This is a genomic window from Achromobacter sp. ISS7, assembly GCF_056523125.1.
Genome location: NZ_JAWRZD010000001.1, coordinates 3,585,051 through 3,603,095, shown reverse-complemented (window position 1 = coordinate 3,603,095; position 18,045 = coordinate 3,585,051). Strand labels below are relative to the sequence as shown.

At 71.9% G+C, this 18,045-nt stretch carries 16 protein-coding genes; 2 read left to right on the top strand and 14 right to left on the bottom strand.

Features of this window, described 5'->3' with window-relative positions; translation table 11 throughout:
• Positions 1–64: 64 nt before the first annotated feature.
• The 9 genes from AC1HFW_RS16075 to AC1HFW_RS16035 all read right to left on the bottom strand — a co-directional run bounded on the left by AC1HFW_RS16075 (position 65) and on the right by AC1HFW_RS16035 (position 9,162).
• Entirely contained in the window at positions 65–553 is a 489-nt protein-coding gene (locus tag AC1HFW_RS16075; RefSeq protein WP_006390508.1) for a hypothetical protein, read from the bottom strand.
• 115 nt (positions 554–668) lie between these two features.
• On the bottom strand, positions 669–1,781 hold the full coding sequence (locus AC1HFW_RS16070) for a glycosyltransferase family 4 protein (RefSeq protein WP_479284359.1): 1,113 nt from the start codon (positions 1,779–1,781) through the stop codon (positions 669–671).
• Positions 1,782–1,814: 33 nt separating this feature from the next.
• Positions 1,815–2,765, bottom strand: a complete 951-nt coding sequence (locus AC1HFW_RS16065; protein ID WP_006390506.1) for a glycosyltransferase family 9 protein — start codon at positions 2,763–2,765, stop codon at positions 1,815–1,817.
• Positions 2,766–2,933: 168 nt separating this feature from the next.
• Positions 2,934–3,386: a hypothetical protein gene (locus AC1HFW_RS16060; protein ID WP_479284356.1), complete on the bottom strand. Its 453-nt coding sequence runs from the start codon at positions 3,384–3,386 to the stop codon at positions 2,934–2,936.
• Positions 3,383–4,903 (bottom strand): efflux transporter outer membrane subunit, encoded by a 1,521-nt coding sequence (locus AC1HFW_RS16055; protein ID WP_479284354.1) that lies wholly within the window; start codon positions 4,901–4,903, stop codon positions 3,383–3,385. The genes AC1HFW_RS16060 and AC1HFW_RS16055 overlap by 4 nt, the downstream gene beginning before the upstream one ends.
• 8 nt (positions 4,904–4,911) lie before the next feature.
• Positions 4,912–5,832: an efflux RND transporter periplasmic adaptor subunit gene (locus AC1HFW_RS16050; protein ID WP_479284353.1), complete on the bottom strand. Its 921-nt coding sequence runs from the start codon at positions 5,830–5,832 to the stop codon at positions 4,912–4,914.
• A 13-nt stretch (positions 5,833–5,845) separates the two neighbouring features.
• Positions 5,846–6,040, bottom strand: a complete 195-nt coding sequence (locus tag AC1HFW_RS16045) for a DUF1656 domain-containing protein (protein ID WP_035360774.1) — start codon at positions 6,038–6,040, stop codon at positions 5,846–5,848.
• A complete protein-coding gene (locus AC1HFW_RS16040) occupies positions 6,030–8,120 on the bottom strand; it encodes an FUSC family protein (RefSeq protein ID WP_479284351.1) in 2,091 nt (696 codons plus the stop codon). The genes AC1HFW_RS16045 and AC1HFW_RS16040 overlap by 11 nt, the downstream gene beginning before the upstream one ends.
• 118 nt (positions 8,121–8,238) lie before the next feature.
• Positions 8,239–9,162: a LysR family transcriptional regulator gene (locus AC1HFW_RS16035; RefSeq protein ID WP_238891410.1), complete on the bottom strand. Its 924-nt coding sequence runs from the start codon at positions 9,160–9,162 to the stop codon at positions 8,239–8,241.
• A gap of 216 nt (positions 9,163–9,378) precedes the next feature.
• Here AC1HFW_RS16035 and AC1HFW_RS16030 point away from each other — a divergent pair, with 216 nt between their 5' ends.
• Together AC1HFW_RS16030 and AC1HFW_RS16025 are read left to right on the top strand one after the other, a co-directional pair.
• Entirely contained in the window at positions 9,379–10,764 is a 1,386-nt protein-coding gene (locus AC1HFW_RS16030) for an aminotransferase-like domain-containing protein (RefSeq protein WP_479284348.1), read from the top strand.
• Positions 10,765–10,814: 50 nt separating this feature from the next.
• Complete coding sequence (locus AC1HFW_RS16025) at positions 10,815–11,342, top strand: DedA family protein (protein ID WP_006390499.1); 528 nt, start codon at positions 10,815–10,817, stop codon at positions 11,340–11,342.
• Positions 11,343–11,417: 75 nt separating this feature from the next.
• On the opposite strand, the gene AC1HFW_RS16020 is transcribed toward AC1HFW_RS16025, so the two are convergent.
• From AC1HFW_RS16020 to AC1HFW_RS16000, 5 genes are all read right to left on the bottom strand, one after another.
• A complete protein-coding gene (locus tag AC1HFW_RS16020) occupies positions 11,418–12,434 on the bottom strand; it encodes a porin (RefSeq protein ID WP_479284346.1) in 1,017 nt (338 codons plus the stop codon).
• Positions 12,435–12,542: 108 nt separating this feature from the next.
• Positions 12,543–14,441 carry a CocE/NonD family hydrolase gene (locus AC1HFW_RS16015; protein WP_479284343.1) on the bottom strand — a complete coding sequence of 633 codons (1,899 nt, stop codon included), beginning with the start codon at positions 14,439–14,441 and terminating at the stop codon, positions 12,543–12,545.
• Positions 14,438–16,033: an ABC transporter substrate-binding protein gene (locus tag AC1HFW_RS16010; RefSeq protein WP_479284342.1), complete on the bottom strand. Its 1,596-nt coding sequence runs from the start codon at positions 16,031–16,033 to the stop codon at positions 14,438–14,440. Before AC1HFW_RS16010 ends, AC1HFW_RS16015 begins: the two co-directional genes overlap by 4 nt.
• Positions 16,030–17,064, bottom strand: a complete 1,035-nt coding sequence (locus AC1HFW_RS16005) for an ABC transporter ATP-binding protein (protein WP_479284340.1) — start codon at positions 17,062–17,064, stop codon at positions 16,030–16,032. Before AC1HFW_RS16005 ends, AC1HFW_RS16010 begins: the two co-directional genes overlap by 4 nt.
• A complete protein-coding gene (locus AC1HFW_RS16000; protein WP_006387567.1) occupies positions 17,061–18,044 on the bottom strand; it encodes an ABC transporter ATP-binding protein in 984 nt (327 codons plus the stop codon). Before AC1HFW_RS16000 ends, AC1HFW_RS16005 begins: the two co-directional genes overlap by 4 nt.
• Between the last annotated feature and the right edge of the window lies 1 nt (position 18,045).

The window sequence follows — 18,045 nt, the reverse complement described above, 5'->3', positions numbered from 1 at the left end:
GGCCTTGGCGCGCTGACGGCGCGGCGGAATTTGCCGCCGCCGCGCCCGCCCGGGTCCGGCGCGATCAGCCGCCGCTCAGGAACAGCTTGTCGCAGTAGCCGCCCAGGAGGTCGTAGGACACGATGGTCTTGTTGGCGTCGGTGGTGAACGACATGTAGCAGGACTCGCCTTCCTGGGTGTAGTAACCCGTCGGCGCGGTGTTTTCCTGGTAGATGGGGATGGCGCCCTGGCCGCCGCCGGCCGGCAGCACCGTGACCAGCGTGCTGCCCGCGGACGCGGTGCCGGTCTGCACGAAGCGCCGGTGCTGGGTCGAGCCGTAGCGGCTCCAGGTGTGCACGTAGCGGGGATTCTGCGGAGTGCCGATATTGGGATAGGCGGCCGAGCCGCCCTGGGCATCCTCGGGGCCGAACTGCGAGGTGACCACGTCGAGGTTCTGGCCGATCATGCTGTTGGCGTAGCGGTTCAGCTGGTTCGCGGGCGGGTGGTAGACGCAACCGCTCACCAGGGCGAAACCCAGGGCGGCGGAACACAGGGACAGGGTGCGGCGGATCATGAGGCGCTTCTCGTGAAGTCCGAAAGCGCGAATTCTATTTCCTGGTATGCCCAGACAGGAAATTGTCAGCGTAAAAGACGTAACCAGGTTTGTGTGGCGTGGCTCGCGGCGGCGCCTACGTCCTGGTCATCGCGCGCGCATAGGCGTCCAGCGTGCGCTGCATCTGGCTGGCCAGGCGGAAGTGCGATTCGGCGTAGCCGCGCGCATGGGCCACGGCGGCGGCGGTGGCGGCGGGGTCGGCGCGGATCTGCATGATGCGCTCGGCGAAGCCGGCGATGTCGCCCGGTTCGGCCAGCCAGCCGGTGTCGCCGGGCCGGACGATCTCGGGCAGGCCGCCGACGTTGCTGGCCACCACCGGGCAGCGCACCGCGAATGATTCCGGCACCACCCGCGACCAGGCTTCGGTGGCGGACGGCACCAGCACCACGTCGGAAGCGTGGATCAGGTCGGCCACGTCGGCGCGGTGGCCGGCGAACACCACGTGCTCGGCGATGCCGAGCTGCGCGGCCAGGATGCGCAGCTCGTTCGCGTACGCCTGGGTGGCGGCGGTGGCCATGCCCACCACCAGCGCGGTGGCCGGCACCGCGTGGCGGCGCAGCCGCAGCACCACGCGCAGCAGGTCGGCCTGGCGTTTCTCGGGGCGCAGCATGCCGATGGTCGAGACCACGTAGTCGTGCGGGTTCATTGCCAGCTCGCGTCGCACCTGGCGGCGCACGCCCGCTTTGTCGGCGGCGCGGAAGAACTCGTCGCCGGCCCACTCGCCCACCACGCTGATGCGGTCGGCCGGCGCCAGCCGGGCGTCCAGCAGCGCGTCGCGGCCGGCCGCGCTGGTGGCGATCACGTGGTCGCAGCCCAGCTTCCATTCCAGGCGCCGGCGCGCGCTGCTGCGCATGGGCTTGGCGAAATGGCGCGTGCGCACCACCGCGCACAGGTCGCGGCACAACGCGCTGGTCTTGCCGTCGGCGCGGCTGTGGCTGTCGATGACGTCGATGTGCAGGCGCCGCACGGCGCGCCGCAGCCGCAGCACGGTGACTGGCGAATAGGGGGCGTCGAAATTGATGTCGACGGTGGCGATGCCGCGCTGGCGCGCCGCCAGGTTGATGGCGCTGCCGGCGGGGGCGGCGATGGCCGCGTCGTGGCCGTGGCGCGCCAGCCAGCTGGCCTGGTCGAGGGTGCGGAACTCGAGTCCGCCCAGGCTTTTTTCGCCGAGAGTATGCAGGATCCGCATGGTCTGAACAGAGCTGTGAAGGCGGCCGCCGCGTCAGGCGCGGGCCGTGGGGGCGTGCGACAGGACCTGCGCGCAGGCGTGCGCGACCTGATCCGGGGTGATCGAATTGATGCCGTCGCGCGGATGCTGCGGCACGACGTCGGCCGCGCCGCGGCGGCGCCAGAACCATTCGGGATTGCGGCTGTTGAAGATGCCGACGTAGGGCACGCCGGCGGCCTGCGCCACATGCGACGGGCCACAGTCGTTGGCCACCACCAGCCGCGCGCGCAGCATGATCGCGCTCAGCTCGGACAGCGGACGGCAGTAGGCCACCTCGATGTCGGCGCGCCGCAGGGCGTCCAGCTCGGCGCGTTCGCGCGCTTCCTGCTGGCCCAGCACGAAGGTGTAGCGGGTGTCGGCGCCCAGCAGCGGCTTGAGCCGGTCGGCCAGTCGCAGGTAGTGCGCCAGGCTCCAGCGCTTGAAGGGGCCCGATCCGCCGCCCGGAATGAACACCACGTCGGCGCCGAGCGTGGTGTGCCGGTGCGCGCGGGCCAGTTCGGCGAAGCAGCGGCGCGAGGCCTCTTCGGCGTTCAGCGGACGGTACGAGGCCAGCAGGCGCAGGTTGGCCAGGCCGATGTACTCGGCCTCGTCCTTGCGATGGCAATGGGTCCACACCACGTCGCTGAAGCGGGCGTTGCGAAAGCCCAGCCGGATGGCGGGCAGCCGCAGCAGGTTGATGAGGCCGAAGCGTTCGCTGCTGTGGTGCAGGCTGACCGAGACCTGGGTCCGCGCGCTCAGGCTGCGGGCGTAGTCCAGCAGGCTGCGGGCGCGCAGGAATTCGTCGACCCAGGGCAGGCCGCGGTAGATGTGCCCGACGTCGTCGCGCGCGACAACCTTGACCTGCCGCGCGGGCCACCAGGCCTTGAGCTGGTAGAGCGTCGCGAAGGCGACGATCTGGTCGCCCAGCTGGGGCTGGCTTCTGACGTAGACGACGATGTCCGACACGCTTTGCCTCTCCTTCGGTAGCTTGTGCAATGGCTACGCAATCTAAAGGAGCGGGCGGCCAAACCTTCTTCGATAAATTTAAGGAATGTGAAAATTTGGCGGGGCCGGCTTAATAGAAATACATATCTGCCCCCGCCGGCCGCGGCCGGCGGGGCGCGCCGGGCGGATTCAACTGATGTTCTCCCAGCCGCGCATGTCGTAGGCGTCGGCGGGGCGGGCCGGCAGCGGCCGGGTCAGGCGTCGCGTCAGCGCCACGGCTTCCTCCAGCGTGGCCACGGCCTCGTGCGGGATGCCGAAGGCGCGCGCCGCCAACTGCCCCTGCCGGTCGGCCTCGGCGCGGCGGCCGGCGTCGGGCTCGACGCTGATCTGGGCCTTGCACAGCTGTCCCAGGCGCGCCTTGTTGTGCTTGAGCCAGAGCCCGCGCTGCTTGCGGTCCTCGTGCGGTTCGGCGGGGTCGAGTTCGACGTAGGCCACGGTGAAGGGCTGGCCGGCCGCCAGCAGGGCTTCCATTTCGGTTTCCCACTGGGCGGCATAGCCGGGGTGGACCTGGGCCGGGTCGAACAGGCAGAGCGGATAGCGGCGTACGTCGTGGATGCGGAAAGTATCGGGTTGGATGCTCATGAGGGGCTCCGGGTAAGTGGGGAGGGGGGAACGAGGGGGCTTGCGACAGGCCGCGCGACAGGCCGCGCGTCGGCGGACGGCGGCTGCCAGCCGGCGCCGAGCGCCTTGTACAGGCCGATGGCGTGGCGCACCCGCGCCAGCTGGCTCAGCGCCAGGGCGTCGCGCGCCTGGTAGGTGGCGCGCTGGGCGGTCAGGACGCCGAGATAGCCGCTCAGGCCGTTGCGGTACAGCCGCGTGGCGCGGTCGAGCGCGTCCTGGCTGTCGTGGACGGCGGCGGCCAGCGCCTGCTGGCGCGCCCGTTCGGCGTTCAGGCCGGCCAGCGCGTCCTCGACATCCTGGAACGCGCGCCGCACGCTGCGGGCGTAGGCCAGCTGGCTGGCCTGGGCCTCGGCCTCGGCGGCGCGCACGCCGGCCGAGGCGCGGCCGCCGTCATAGACGGACTGCTGGACGCCGGCGCCCAGCGACCAGACGGCGCTGGCGTCGCGGAACAGGTCGTGCACCAGGCTGGCCGCGCTGCCCACGCCCAGCGGAATCACGAAGGTCGGAAACCGCGCCGCCGTGGCCACGCCGACGCCGGCCGTGGCCGCCGCCAGCCGGCGTTCGGCCGCGCGGATGTCGGGGCGGTTGCGCACCACCTCCGAAGGCAGGCCGGCCGGCAGCGCGGGTGGCGTCGGCAGGGGCCGTCCGCCGGCCAGCAGGCGGTCCTTGAGGTCGCCGGGGAAGCCGCCGGCCAGCACGCCGATGGCGTGTGCCAGCCGCGCTTCGTCGCCGGCCAGCTCGGGCACGCGGGCCTCGGCCGATTCGCGTTCGGCGCGCGCCTGGGAGGCTTCGGCGCGGGTGCCCAGGCCGTGGCTGGCGGCGCGCTGCGCCAGGCGTTCGGCGGCCGCCAGCGTGGCGATGTTGTCGCGGGCGATGGCGCCGCGCGCCTGCGTGGCGCGCAGCGCGGCGTAGTCGCCGGCCAGTTCGGCCAGCAGGCTGATGCGCAGGGCGTGGCCGTCTTCCTCGATCGCCTGCACGTCGGCGTCGGCGCGCTCGACGGCGCGGCGGCGGCCGCCGAAGACGTCGATTTCCCAGCTGGCGTCCAGTCCCAGCTGATAGGCGCGCGATTCACCGACGCCGGGCGGGCGCAGGGCCAGGGACGTGCGCGAGGCGGTGGCGTCGGCGCGGGCGCCGACGTCGGGGCCCAGGTGGCTGGCGACCTGGTCGCGTTCGGCGCGGGCCTGCAGCAGGCGCAGGCGGGCGATCGCCAGGTCCTGGTTGTGCGCCAGCGCCTGTTGCAGCAGTTCATCGAGCATCGGATCGTCGAAGGCGCGCCACCATTGCGCCAGCGCGGCCGGGTCGGCGGGGGCGGCGCCGGCCAGCGGCGTCGACCAGGCCTGCGGGTGGATCGGGGGCTCGGCGCGGTAGTCCGGTCCCACCGCGGCGCAGCCGGCGAGCGCCGCGGACAGCGCGGCGATGGCGGCGGCGCGGCGCGGCGTGGCGCGGCGGTCCGGGTGAAGGCGGGGCAGGGTTCGCATGGCGCCTCCTACATCAGGTTGTGCAGCCAGCCGGCCAGGCGGCCGCGCGCCACGCGTTGTTCGCCGGGCGCGCCGACGTCGACGCTGCACGTCATGCCCGCCGCCAGCTGGACGCCGTCGGGCACCGCGTCGATCTCGATGCGCACCGGAATGCGCTGCGCCAGCCGCACCCAGCTGAAGTTGGCCTTGACCGCCGGCAGTCCGTATTCGTCGGGGCCGTCGTTGTCGTCGGCGATGCCGTGTCCGATCGAGGCGACGCGGCCGGTCAGCAGCGGCGCGTAGCCCATCAGCTTGATCTGCGCCGGCGCGCCGGGCCGGATCCGCTCCAGCTTGGTTTCTTCGAAATAGCCGGTGATCCAGAAACTGTGGGCGTCGAGGATGGCGATGTCGGGCTTGCCCGCCACCGCATAGTCGCCGCGGCGCAGGCGCAGCCGGGTGACGAAGCCGTCCACCGGAGCGCGCAGCACGCTGCGGGCCAGGTCCAGCTCGGCCACGTCCAGCGCGGCGCGCGCGCGTTGCGCCTCGGCCTGGGCGATGGCGACGGCGCGGGCGGCGCGCTGGATGTCCTCGCGCGAGACCAGGTCGTCCAGGCCGTGGCGGCGGCGCGCCTCGTCCTGGCGCTGGCGCAGGGCTTCGTCGGCCGCCGCGGCCAGGGCGCGGGCCTGGGCCACCGCCAGTTCGAAGCGGCTGGGGTCGATGCGGTAGAGCACGTCGCCGCGCTTGACCGGCTGGTTGTCGTCGACGGCGACCTCGGCCACGGTGCCCGAGACTTCGGGCGCGACCCGCACCACGTGCGCGCTGACGCGCCCGTCGCGGGTCCACGGCGCCAGCACGTAGGCGTTCCAGAGCGCGGCGACGAGGGCGCCGGCCAGGGCGAGCGCGGCCAGGGTCAAGACCACGCGGAAGGTTTTCTGTAATGACTGAGACATGGGAATACGGCAATCAAAGGGTCAGGATCAACAGGGACACCAGCGCCAGCGACACGGCGAATTCGAACAGGGCGGGATGCCAGACCCGCCGCAGCAGTCCGCTGCGCGCCATCACGACACGCGCCAGCCAGTACAGCGGCACGCTCACGCAGGCATAGAAAAAGAACGGCGGCACGTAGATGCCGGCAATGGCGAATTCACTCAGCATGGGGCGGCTCCTCGAAGGGGTGGGCATCGAAATAGGCGGCATGGCCGTGGATCAGCCAGTGGATGTCGGCGAAGGCGGCCATGGCTTTCTGCACGGCCGGACGCCGCGGTCCGGCCGGGTCCAGCTGCCCCGCCAGCAGACGGGCGGCGCGGCGCGCGTGCAACGACCGGCGGGACGCGGGGGCGCCGCCGCGGGCGAGGCGATCCAGGCCCTGCTGGGCAAGGTGTTGCGCCTGCGGCGGCAGCGCGCGGCTGGCCAGCAGCCGCTGGATGCGCTGCGTTTCCAGGCCGACGCGCAGCGCCGCCAGGCTTTGCGCCAGCGCATCGGCCAGTCGCGCCGGCCGGCCCTTGAGCAGCGCGCCCAGTTGCGCCACGCGGTGCTGCTGGCGTTGTTGCCAGCCGGCGTCCGCGAGCCGCTTGCCGCGCAGCAGCGCCAGCGCGTCGTCGCGGATGGCGAGCCGCAGGCGGGCGATGTCGCGGCCCGGGTGGCGCGGCAGGATCACCTGGAAGCACAGCAGCGCGAAGTACGTCGCCAGCACCCAGGCCACCGCGTGGTTGGCGAAGGCCTGTATCGAATACTGCATGGGGTTGTCGGCCGCCGTCAGCGTGTTGAACGCGACCAGGTAGGCCAGTCCGCCCAGCATCGTGCGCGGCGAGCTGGTGGCGAGGACGCCGGGCAGCCAGAACACGGCCAGCGCCACGGCCAGCAGCGCGAAGCCGTCCAGGTGCGGCAGCACGCCGAAGGCGCAGACCCAGGCCGCGGGGACGGCATAGAGCACGCCTCGGACAAAGGCGCGCGCGCCGGCCGGCGGATCGCCCGCGGTGGCCAGCAGCGAGCAATAGGGCGCCAGCACCAGCAGCATCATGTCGCCGTCGGTCCAGCCGCTCCAGAGCCAGAACAGGCCGGCCAGCACGATGGCGGCCATCGAGCGCAGGCCGTTCTGCAGCGCGCCGGCGTAGTCGCGGTGAAAGCGCACCGGCGCGGCGCCGGCGGGCGGGCGCTGGCGCGCCAGGGCGGCCAGGCCGCCGAGTGCGTCCAGGTAGGCGTCGAGCTGTTCGCCCAGGCGGTCGGCGGCGATCAGCAGCGTCGCTTCCTGGCGCGCATCCGCCAGGCGCACGTCGGACAGCGAGGCGGCCAATTGCTGGCGGGCCTGGCGCAGCAGGCCGATCGCGCGCGGCAGGTCGCCGTCCGTCAGCGCCTGGCTGGCCTCCTCCCAGGCCTGCCGCAGCGGCGCGCGCAGCGCGGCCACGGCCTGCGCGGCGGGGCCGTCGTCCGCGCGCGCCGGGATGCCGCCCACCAAGGCGCCGAACAGCGCCGCCATGCCGTTGCGCACGGCGGCCGCGCGTTGCGCCAGGTCTTCCGATTCGGCCTTGCCGGCGGCCAGCAGGTCGTCCACGCCATACACCTCGGCGATCAGCGCCTGCCGCGCCGCCAGCGCGTCGGCGGGCGCGGCGCCTTGCTGGCGCGCGATGGCGCCGGCCACGCTGGCCGCCAGCCGCTGGTAGTGCGCATGCAGGCGGGCGCGCAGGGTGCGGGCGCTGAACAGGCTGCTGACCAGTCCCAGGCAGACGACGCCGATCATCACGGTGGCGCTGCGGCCCATGACGTGCTCGAAGGTATGTTCGGGATGGCCCATGGCGCCGTAGGTCGCCAGGCCGATGGTGTAGCCGGCCACCACCGCGCCCGAGGCGCGGAAATGGCGCAGCAGGGTCATGGCCGCGACGCACAGTCCGAGCCAGGCGCCGAAGCCCAGCACGAACAGCAGCGGTTGCTGGCCGGCCACGGCCATCAGCGCCACGGCCGCCAGCATGCCCACCAGGGTGCCGATGAAGCGCCAGGCGCCCTTGCCGATGACCGCGCCCTGGACCGGGTTGATGACCAGCAGCACGGTGGAGGCGGCCGAGAACGGCGTGTCCAGTTCCAGCAGATAGGCCACGGCCAGCGCCAGCAAGGCGGCGGCGGTGGAGCGGGCGACGTAGGCGCTGCGTGGCGTGGCCAGATCCAGCCGCGACAGCAGGGCCAGCGCGCGGCCGGGCCACGAGACAGGGGTGTCCGCGATGGCGGACCGGACTTCAGACATGAGCGCATCGCTCCTGAATGCTTGCGATAAGCCAGTCTAGGAGCGGGTCCGGGCGCGGAGAAGTCGAGAGTTCGCACGCCAGGCATGCGTCGCGCGCACGCCTGGCGCGCGGGCCGCGTCAGCGCGGCGCGGCGTCGGCGTCGCGCGCGTCTTCGGTCAGCGCGCGGATGGTGCGGCGCAGCCACTGGTGCGCGGGCGCATGCTGGAAGCGCGGGTGCCAGGCCTGCATGATCAGCACCGGCTCCAGTTCCAGCGGCATTTCGAACAGGCGGATCTTCATGCCCATGTCGACGGCGGTGCGGGCCAGCTGTTCGGGCAGCGGCAGGATCAGGTCGGAACCGTGCAGCGCCAGCAGCGCCGCGCTGGGCGTGGGCACGGTGAGGGTGACCTGGCGGTCCAGCCCCTGGCGGGCCAACGCCTCGTCGATCGGGCCGTGCGACTTGCCGCGGCGCGAGACGCTGATGTGGCCCCAGCGCGCCACCCGCCGCGCGCTGATCTCGTCCTTGAACAGCGGATGGTCCGCGCAGGCCACGCCCACCATGCGGGTGGTGAACAGCGGCTGCACGCGGATCTCGTGGCCCAGCTGGCGCGAGGCGCTGATGAACAGGTCGACGCGGCCGGCGCGCAGCATCTCGTCGTCGACGTCGTCCTCCTCGGGCATGAAGCGCAAGGTGGCGCGCGGCATGTCGTTCTGCAGCGCGTCGAGCAGGCGGCCGGCGTAGATGCCGGTGAAGATGTCGTTGGCGCGCACGTTGAAGCGCGTGTCCAGCAGCTTGAGGTCGACCTGCTCGCCGGGCGCGAGCACGCCGCTGGCCTGCTGCAGCGCGTCTTGGATCTGCTCGCGCAGTTGCAGCGCGCGAGGCGTCGGCACCAGCGCGCGGCCGGACTGCACGAAGATCGGGTCGCCGGTGGTTTCGCGGATGCGCGCCAGGGTGCGGCTCATGGCCGGGGCGCTCAGGTTCATGCGGCGGGCGGCGCCGACGACGCTGCCTTCTTCCAGCAGGGCTTGCAGCGCGTACAGCAGGTTCAGGTCGGGTCGCATGGGATCGGCGGGAGGGGCGCGGGCGTTGATCTTGTTCAGCCTGATTATGCATCGCCCGCCGCGGTCGTCGCCCGCGGCGGCGTCAGGACCGCCTGGGGAATGGGCGTACAAAAAGGCCGTACAAGATTCCCGATGTATGGACTCAAGTGGCGTTTGTCGCCATACTGATCGCCTCATATCATCCATACATTGCGACATTCTTGCGCAATAGAACCAATGCATAACGACGACATGTATGCATCCTGGACGTTGGCGTTCGTGCGCGGCGCCGGCCCCCGCTACCGCCAGATCGCCGATTTCATCGAGACGTCAGTGGCCGCCAACCGCATGCAGCCGGGCGACCGCCTGCCGCCTCAGCGGGGCTTGGCGCAGCACCTGGGGGTGGACCTGACGACCGTGACGCGCGCCTACGCCGAGGCGGGCCAGCGCGGGCTGCTCGAACCGCGCGGGCCGCTGGGCACCTTCATCGCGCGACCGGCCGAGCAGCCGCTGCTGCAGATGCTGGACCTGGGTATGAACATGCCGCCGCTGCCGCTCGGTTGCGACCTGCAGGACCTGCTGCGGCACGGCCTGGCCAAGACCATGGAGCGCCACGATGTCGGGGTGATGATGGCCTACCACCAGGCCGGCGGCGGTCCGGCCGAGCGCGAGGCCGGCGCCCAGTGGCTGGCGCAGTCGGTCGAACGGGTCGACCCGGACCGCGTGCTGGTATGCCCCGGCGCGCAGGCCGCGCTGGCGGCCGTGATGCTGGCCTACAGCCAGCCCGGCGACGGCATCATCGCCGAACCGCTGGTGTATCCCGGCCTGCTGACGGCGGCGCAGCAACTGGGCCGCCGCGTGCTGGTGGCCGAGTCCGACGCCGACGGCATGACGCCCGCCGGGCTCGAACGCGCCTGCCGCGACGGCGGCCGGCTGGTCTACCTGAATCCCACGCTGCAGAACCCCACCGCCCACACCATGAGCGCGGCGCGCCGCCGCGACCTGGTGCGCTCGGCCGTGGCCTGTGGCGTGCGCATCATCGAGGACGATCCCTATTCGCTGTTCCTGGACGGCGCGCCGCCGGCGCTGGCCAGCCTGGCGCCGGCCTCGGTGTTCTACATCGCCACGCTGGCCAAGACCCTGACGCCGGGATTGCGCACCGCCTTCGTGCTGGGCCCCGACCTGGACAGCCGCCGCAACGTGCTGGCGGCGATGCGGTCGTTCGCGGTGATGGCCGCGCCGTTGATGGGCGCGCTGACCACGCAGTGGATCGCCAGCGGCGTCGCGCAGCAGATCCTGGACGGCGTGCGCGCCGAGTCCCATGCGCGCCAGCAGCTGGCGCGCCGCCTGCTGCCGGGGCCATTCCCGGCCACGGCGGCCGGCATCCACCTGTGGCAGCCGCTGCCCGACCGCTGGACCGCGGCCGACCTGGAGCGGGTGGCGCGCGACGAGGGCTTGAGCGTGACCTCGTCGGAAGCCTTCCACCAGGGCCCCGGCGCGCCCAACGCCATCCGCATTTCGCTGGGCAGCATTCCCGAGCGCGAGGCGCTGGCGCAAGCGCTGGAGCGGCTGGCCGGCCTGGTGCTGCGGCGGCCGCGCGACCAGCGCGACGTCATCGTCTGAGGCGCGGGCCGCGTACTATGGGCCTGATGCCTGCCTGGTGCTGACGCCGCATGCTGTTCGAGACTTTCCATTCCCTGCAGGAGACCCTGGTCGACTTCGCCCGGACCCACGCCGACTGGCTGGCGCCGCTGGGGTTCGCGTTCGCGTTCCTGAAGTCGCTGCCGCTGGTGGCGCTGGTGATTCCCGGGACCGCGCTGCTGCTGTCGATCGGCGCCATCCTGGGGCTGGGCGACGCCGGTTTCGTGCCGGTATGGCTGGCGATCGCGGTGGGCGCGGCGCTGGGCGACTGGGTGCAGTACGCCTGCGGCGTGTGGTTCGGGCCGAGCCTGATGCGCTCCAGGCCGCTGCGCAAGCGCCCCGCGCTCCTGCATCGCAGCACGATGTTCATCCAGAAGTGGGGCGTGCTCAGCATCGTGCTGTGCCGCTTCTTCGGCCCCTTGCGCGCCACCGTGCCGATGATCGCCGGCATCTGCGGCATGCGCGCCGCGGCGTTCCAGGCCGCCAACTGGGCTTCGGCCTTCCTCTGGGCCGCGGCGCTGCTGCTGCCCGGCTGGTGGGGCACGCGCACGTTCCTGTGAAGACGGGCGCGCCGCATTGCGGTCGCGCCCGGCGCGCGCGGCGCGCTGACTTGCCGCGTCGCCTGGCGATGCCCGTCAGAAATGATGCCGGATGCCGACCGAGGTCTGCAGCGTGTGCGACTCGCGGATGTCCAGGCGGTTGACGTAGGCGTACAGGTTGGTGCGCTTGGACAGGTCGTACTGGTAGCCCAGGGCCCAGCCGGTGATGTCCGAGCCGGTGCCGCGCTGGTACGAGGCCATCACCGAGCCGGCCTTGCCCGTCGGCACCGTGACGCCCGCGATGAACGAGTTGACCTTGTCGTAGCCCGCCGACGGGCCGGTGTTGGGATTGCGCAGGTTGCCGTAGGTGCCGTGCAGCTTGAACCACTCGAAGTCATAGGACCCGGCCACCTGCAGGTTGGCGGCGGTCTTCTTGTTCGGCTGTTGCGAATTCGGATTGAGCCGCTCGTAGGTCAGCGCCGCCGCCACCGGGCCGCCGTTGTAGCGCAGGCCGGTGGTCAGCACGCGGTCGTGGGCGCTGGTGGCGAAGGCCTCGCCGTCGTGGGCCTCGAAGCTGTAGCCCAGGCCCGCCTGCCAGCCGCCCACGCGCGGCGTGGTGTAGAACACCGCGTTGTTGACGCGGCCGCCGGCGCCGAAGTCGCCATCGTTGTAGCCCAGGCTGGCATTGTTGGACGACTGGCCCCAGCCGGTGCCGAACGGCGATCCCACCCCGGCCCACTCGAAGCCGTAGACCCACTGGCGCCCCAGCCGCACTTCGCCGAAGCCGCCGGCCAGGCCGACATAGGCCCAGCGGCCGAACATGCGGCCCTGCGCCTGCGTGCCGTTGTTGGCGTTGAAGCCGCTTTCCAGGCGGAACACGGCCTTGTAGCCGTTGCCCAGATCTTCGGAGCCGCGCAGGCCCCAGCGCGAGCCCGACTGGTTGCCGCTCATTTGGCGCAGGCTGGAGGCGCCGTCCTTGCGTTCATAGGTGGTGCCCAGGTCGACCAGGCCATACAGCGTCACGCTGCTGGTCTCGGCGGCCTGCGCCGGGTTGAGGCAGCTCAGGGCCAGGGCGGCGCTCAGCGTGCTGCGATGGCGGATGATTCTTTTCATGGTGTGATCCCCTCGATCGGTATGGCGTTGGACAAAAGAAGCCCCTGCCGCCGGCGCGCCGGCGGCAAAGGGTGAAGCAAGCGGAGGTGGGGCGGGGGCGCTAGCGGATCATGGCTGCGCACCGTGTGCGGGCAGTGGCGCCAGGTCCCGCGGCGCGGCCACGCACAGCGTGACGCTGGACGGGTGCGCGGCCGACAGGTGCACCGTGTTCAGCGCGATGCGCCGTTCGCGGGCGTCGGCGGCCGATTCGCCGCTGTTCGGGTTGACGTCGTACTTCGGGAAATTGCTGCTGGAGATGTCCAGGCGGATGCGGTGGCCGCGCTGGAACAGGTTGCAGGTGGCGAACGGCTCGATGGTGATCTCGTAGACCTTGCCGGGCGTCAGCGGCCGCGCCTCGTCCCACGTCTCGTGGAAGCGGCAGCGGAAGATGCCGTCGGTCAGGTTCAGCGCGTAGCCCTGCGGGTAGTCGGCGCTGGGCGGGTAGACGTCGATCAGCTTGGCGGTGAAGTCGGTGTCGGGGCAGTCGGACGAGATGTGCAGCCGCACGGTCACCGGCCCGGCCACCGCCAGGTCCTCCGGCAGCGGGTCGGTCTGGAACACCAGCACGTCGTCGCGCGCGGCCAGCGGCAGGCCGGGCTGGCGCACGCCGAAGAAGCGCGCGTCCTCGCGCTGGTCGAACCCGCCGCCCTCGAACACCGGCTGGCCCGAGGTCAGCGCGCCGCCGATCGTCGGCACCGGGTCGCGCGGATCGTACTGGTAGCGCAGCCGGTCCGCCTCGCCCGTCGGCGCCCGTGGGTCCAGGCGGCCGTCGGCGTGCAGGTAGAAGGCGGTGGCGCGGGCCTGCGGCACCGGCCAGGCGTCGGCCTGGATCCAGGCGCCGCCATGGTCGAAGCGGCCGTGCGCGTCGCGCGCGCCGCTGCCGCCGCCCATCAGGAACAGGCGCGCGGCCGGGTCCGGCGCGGCGCCCGCCGGGGCGTCCTGCAGCCAGCGCTGGAACCAGGCCAGCCGGAAGCCCAGCCAGTGTTGCGCCAGGTTGCCGTCGAAGGCCGCGCTGGCGCCGAATTCGGCGTCGCCGCTATGCGTGGTGTTGCGGTCGCCGTGCAGCCACGGCCCCATGATCAGCCGCACCGGCGACTGGCGGCCCTGCGTCAGGCCGGCGTAGTTCTCCATGGTGGTGCGCACGTAGGCGTCGTACCAGCTGGACATCAGCGCCACCGGGATGTCGGGAATCGCGTCGTAGTAGCCCTGCGCGTAGATGCCCAGCTGGCGCCAGGATTCGTCGAAGGCGTCGGCGCGCCATTGCTCGAACAGGTAGTCCTCGTACTCGGGCACGCTGGCCAGCGGCGAATGGCCGGGGCGCCACGGCATGCGCGTGAACCACTGGCGGATGTCCTCGGCCTCGAGCGCGGCCAGCACCAGCGGGTCCTGTTGCGCCGCGGGGCTCAGCTTGGCCTGCTTGTAGGCCCAGGTGGCCTGCTTCAACTCGAACGCGCCCGACTGGCGGATGCCGCACTGGTAGCCGTTGGAAAAGCCGCCCGAGTCCAGCACCATGCACGCCAGGCCCGGCGGGTTCAGGCAGGCCAGCGCCATCTGCGTATGCGCGGCGTACGACAGGCCCATGGTGCCGATGCGGCCGTTGCACCACGGCTGTTGCATGATCCAGGCCAGTGTGTCGAAGCCATCGGGCCCTTCCGACAGGTACTTGGTGAAATGGCCTTCCGAGCCATAGCGGCCGCGGCAATCCTGGAACACCACGGCAAAACCCCGCGCGGTGAAATGGCGCGCCACCTCGGGCCGCGGCACGCCGAGGCGGCCGTCGATCTGCTCGGAACGCGACACCTCCGCCTTGCCGTAGGGCGTGCGTTCCAGGATCACGGGCAGCGGCGCGTCCTGGCCGGGGCGGTAGCCGGCCGGCAAGTGCACGTCGGTGGCCAGGCGCACGCCATCGCGCATGCGCACCATCTGGTCCGCCAGCAGGACGGCGGGAGAAACTTCGGGGGCGGTCATTTTGCTTCCTGTATGTACAGCATTGAGGTGCGTTCGAGCTTGTTGGCGCGCATGACGGTGCCGTCGCGCGCGGCCCAGAAGGCCACCGGGAAATACAGCGGCACGATGCCGACGTCGTTGAAGGCGGCCTCGGCGGCCTGGCGCAGCAAGGCGTCGCGCTGCGCCGGGTCGAACTCCACCGCGGCCCGCGCCAGCAGGCGGTCCACGACCGGGTTGGAATAGCGCGCGCGGTTGAAGGCGCCGGTGCCGGCGGCCTTGTCATAGGTGGCCAGCACGTTGGTCAGGCCGTTGGACGAATCGCCGGTGCTGTTGCCGTACGAGAAGATGAAGGCGCTGTACTGCTGCTTGCCGCTGGCGCCGGCGTAGACGTTGTAGGGCTGGGTCACCACGCCGTTGATGCGCAGGCCGGCGCGCGCCATCATCTGCGCCAGCGCCTGGGCCAGGTCGCTGTCGCCGGCGAAGCGGTCGTTCGACGAATGCAGCGTCAGGCCGAAGCCATGGGGATAGCCGGCCTCGGCCAGCAGGGCGCGCGCGCCTTCCAGGTCGTAGGCGGGCGCCGGCAGGTTGGGGCTGTAGCCGCCGAGCCCCTCGGGCACCATCTGCCCGGCCGGCACGCCGGCGCCGCTGAGCAGGCGCTCGGTGATCGGGCCGCGCATGAACATCTTCGAGATCGCCTGGCGCACCCGCACGTCCTTGAGCGGGTTGACCGTCATCGGCTTGCCCTGCGCGTCGGTGACGAACGGGCTGGCGTCGCGCGCCGAGTCCAGCGCCAGGTAGATCAGGCGCGCGGACGGCGAGCGGTACAGCGTGTAGCCGGCCTTGCCCTGGATCGCCTTGGCATCGGTCGGCGGCACGCTGTCGATCAGGTCGACCGTGCCCGACAGCAGCGCCGAGATGCGCGCCGCGTCGTTGGCGATGTAGCGGATCACCACGCGCTCGAAGTCCGGCCGCGCGCCCCAGTAGGCATCGTTACGCGCCAGCTCCAGGCTGTCGCCCGGCTGCCAGCGCACGAACTTGTAGGGCCCGGTGCCGATGGTCGCCACGCCGCTGTTGAAGTCCTCCGAGCGCTTGTCCCGCGCCGCGTGGCGCGACAGGATGTAGACCAGCCCGATCTGTTCCATGAAGTCCGGCGTCGGTTCCTTGGTGCGGATGCGCAGCGTCAGCGGATCGACCACCTCGACCGCGGCGATGGACCGCACCGCGCCGCTGAAGGGCGCCGGGCTGTTGGGCACCTTGGGCGCTCGCGCCAGCGAGAACACCACGTCGTCGGCGCTGAACGGCGTGCCGTCATGGAAGCGCACGCCGGGGCGCAGCTTGATCTCCCAGGTGTCGGGCGCCAGCACCCGCCACGACAGGGCCAGGCCCGGCCGCGTCTGCATGTTCTCGTCGGTCGACACCAGCCGCTCGAAGATGTTCTCGGCGGCGGCCTGGTTGTTGCCGGTGCGCGAGAACAGCGGGTCCATCGACGACGGTTCGCTGGAATGGCCGATGGTCAGCAGCGGCCGCGCCACGGCGGGCGCGGCGCCGGCCAGCAGCGCCAGCAGGGCCAGCGCCGCGGCGCCGCGGCGGATCGGGGTAAGCAGGGCATTCATGCGGCGGGGGTTCCTTGTGGGCGCGCGGCGCCGGCGCCGTCGAGCAGGTGACAGGCGGCCTGGTGGCCATCGGCCGTGACGCGCAGCAGCGGTTGTTCGGTCTTGCAGCGCGCCATGGCCTGCGGGCAGCGCGGATGGAAATGGCAGCCGGCCGGCGGGTTCAGCGGCGACGGGATCTCGCCCTTGATGGCGTGAAAGCGCCGCTTGCGGTTCGACAGCCGCGGCACTTCCTCCAGCAGGGCCTGGGTGTAGGGATGGCGCGGCGCGGCGAACACCTCGGCGGTGGGGCCCGATTCGACCACGCGGCCCAGGTACATGATGACGGTGCGGTCGCTGATGCGCCGCACCACCCCCAGGTCATGGCTGATGAAGAGATAGGTCAGGCCCAGGTCCTGCCGCAGGTCCATGAAGAGGTTCAGGATCTGCGCCTGGATCGACACGTCCAGCGCCGCGATCGACTCGTCGCAGATCAGGAAGCCGGGCTTGACCGCCAGCGCCCGGCCGATGCCCACTCGCTGGCGCTGGCCGCCCGAGAACTGGTGCGGGAAGCGGTTGCGGTAGTCCGGGTCCAGCCCCACGCGCCGCATCACCTGCACCACGTAGTCGTCGTAGTCGCGGCGCGCGATGATGCCGTTGGCCAGCGGCGCCTCGCCGATGATGTCGCGCACCCGCTTGCGCGGATTGAGCGAGGACATCGGGTCCTGGAAGATCATCTGCGTGGCCATGCGCTGCGCGTGCGCGGCGCGGCCGCTCAGGGCGGACCGCTCGCCGGCGGGCGTCCGGATGCTGCCCGAGGTGGCCGGCAGGATGCCCGCCAGCACCCGGCCCAGCGTCGACTTGCCGCAACCGGACTCGCCCACCAGGCCGACCACTTCGCCCTGGTGGATAGTCAGGTCGACGCGGTCGACCGCGTGCACGGTGTGCGAGGCCACCTTGGCGCCCAGCAGGCCCGCCAGGCGTTCGGCGTAGTCGGGCCGCTTCACGAACAGGCGCGACACCTGGTTGGCCTGCATCAGGATCGTCGGGCTCACGAAAGGGCTCCTGTCTGGGGATGGAAGCAGCGCAGGCCGCGGCCGCCGGCGGCCTCCAGCGGCGGCTGTTCGGCGCGGCAGCGCTCGGTCGCGTGGCCGCAGCGCGGGTTGAAAGCGCAGCCGGCCGGCAGCGCCAGCGGCGACGGCGCCATGCCGGGGATCTGGTACAGGCGGTCGCCGGTGTGTTCGTTGCTGGGCACCGAACCGATCAGGCCGATGGTGTACGGGTGGCGCGGACGGTCCAGGATGTCATCGGTGCCGCCGGACTCGACCACGCGGCCGGCGTACATCACGCAGACGCGGTCGGCCAGGCCCGCCACCACCGCCAGGTCGTGGCTGACCCACACCATGGCGGTGCCGGTCTCGGCGCACAGCTTTTGCATCTCGGCCAGGATCTGGGCCTGGATGGTGACGTCCAGCGCCGTGGTCGGTTCGTCGGCGATGATCAGGTCGGGCTTGTGCAGCATGGCGATGGCGATCGCCACGCGCTGGCGCATGCCGCCCGACAGCTGGTGCGGATAGGCCTTCAGGCGCTCGGCCGGCGACGGGATGCCGACCGCCGCCAGCGTGTCGCGGGCGCGGTCCCAGGCCGCCTTGCGGCTGCAGCGCTCGTGGCTCAGCACCGTCTCGACCATCTGGGTCTCGATGCGGAACACCGGGTTGAGCGTCATCATCGGGTCCTGGAACACCATGGCGATGCGGTTGCCGCGCAGCTGGCGCAGTTCTTCGCGCGACAGCGTCGCCAGGTCGGTGCCCTTGAACAGGATCTGGCCGCCGTCGATGCGCCCGGGCGGATCGATCAGGCCCAGGATGGAAAAGCCGGTGATGGACTTGCCCGAGCCGGACTCGCCGACCAGGCCGAGGATCTCGCCGGGGTGGACGTCGAAGCTGACGTCGTCCACCGCCCGCACCAGGCCGGCGCGGGTGTGGAACCAGGTGCGCAGGTTGCGCACGGAAAGGGTGGGGGTTGCCGATTGCATG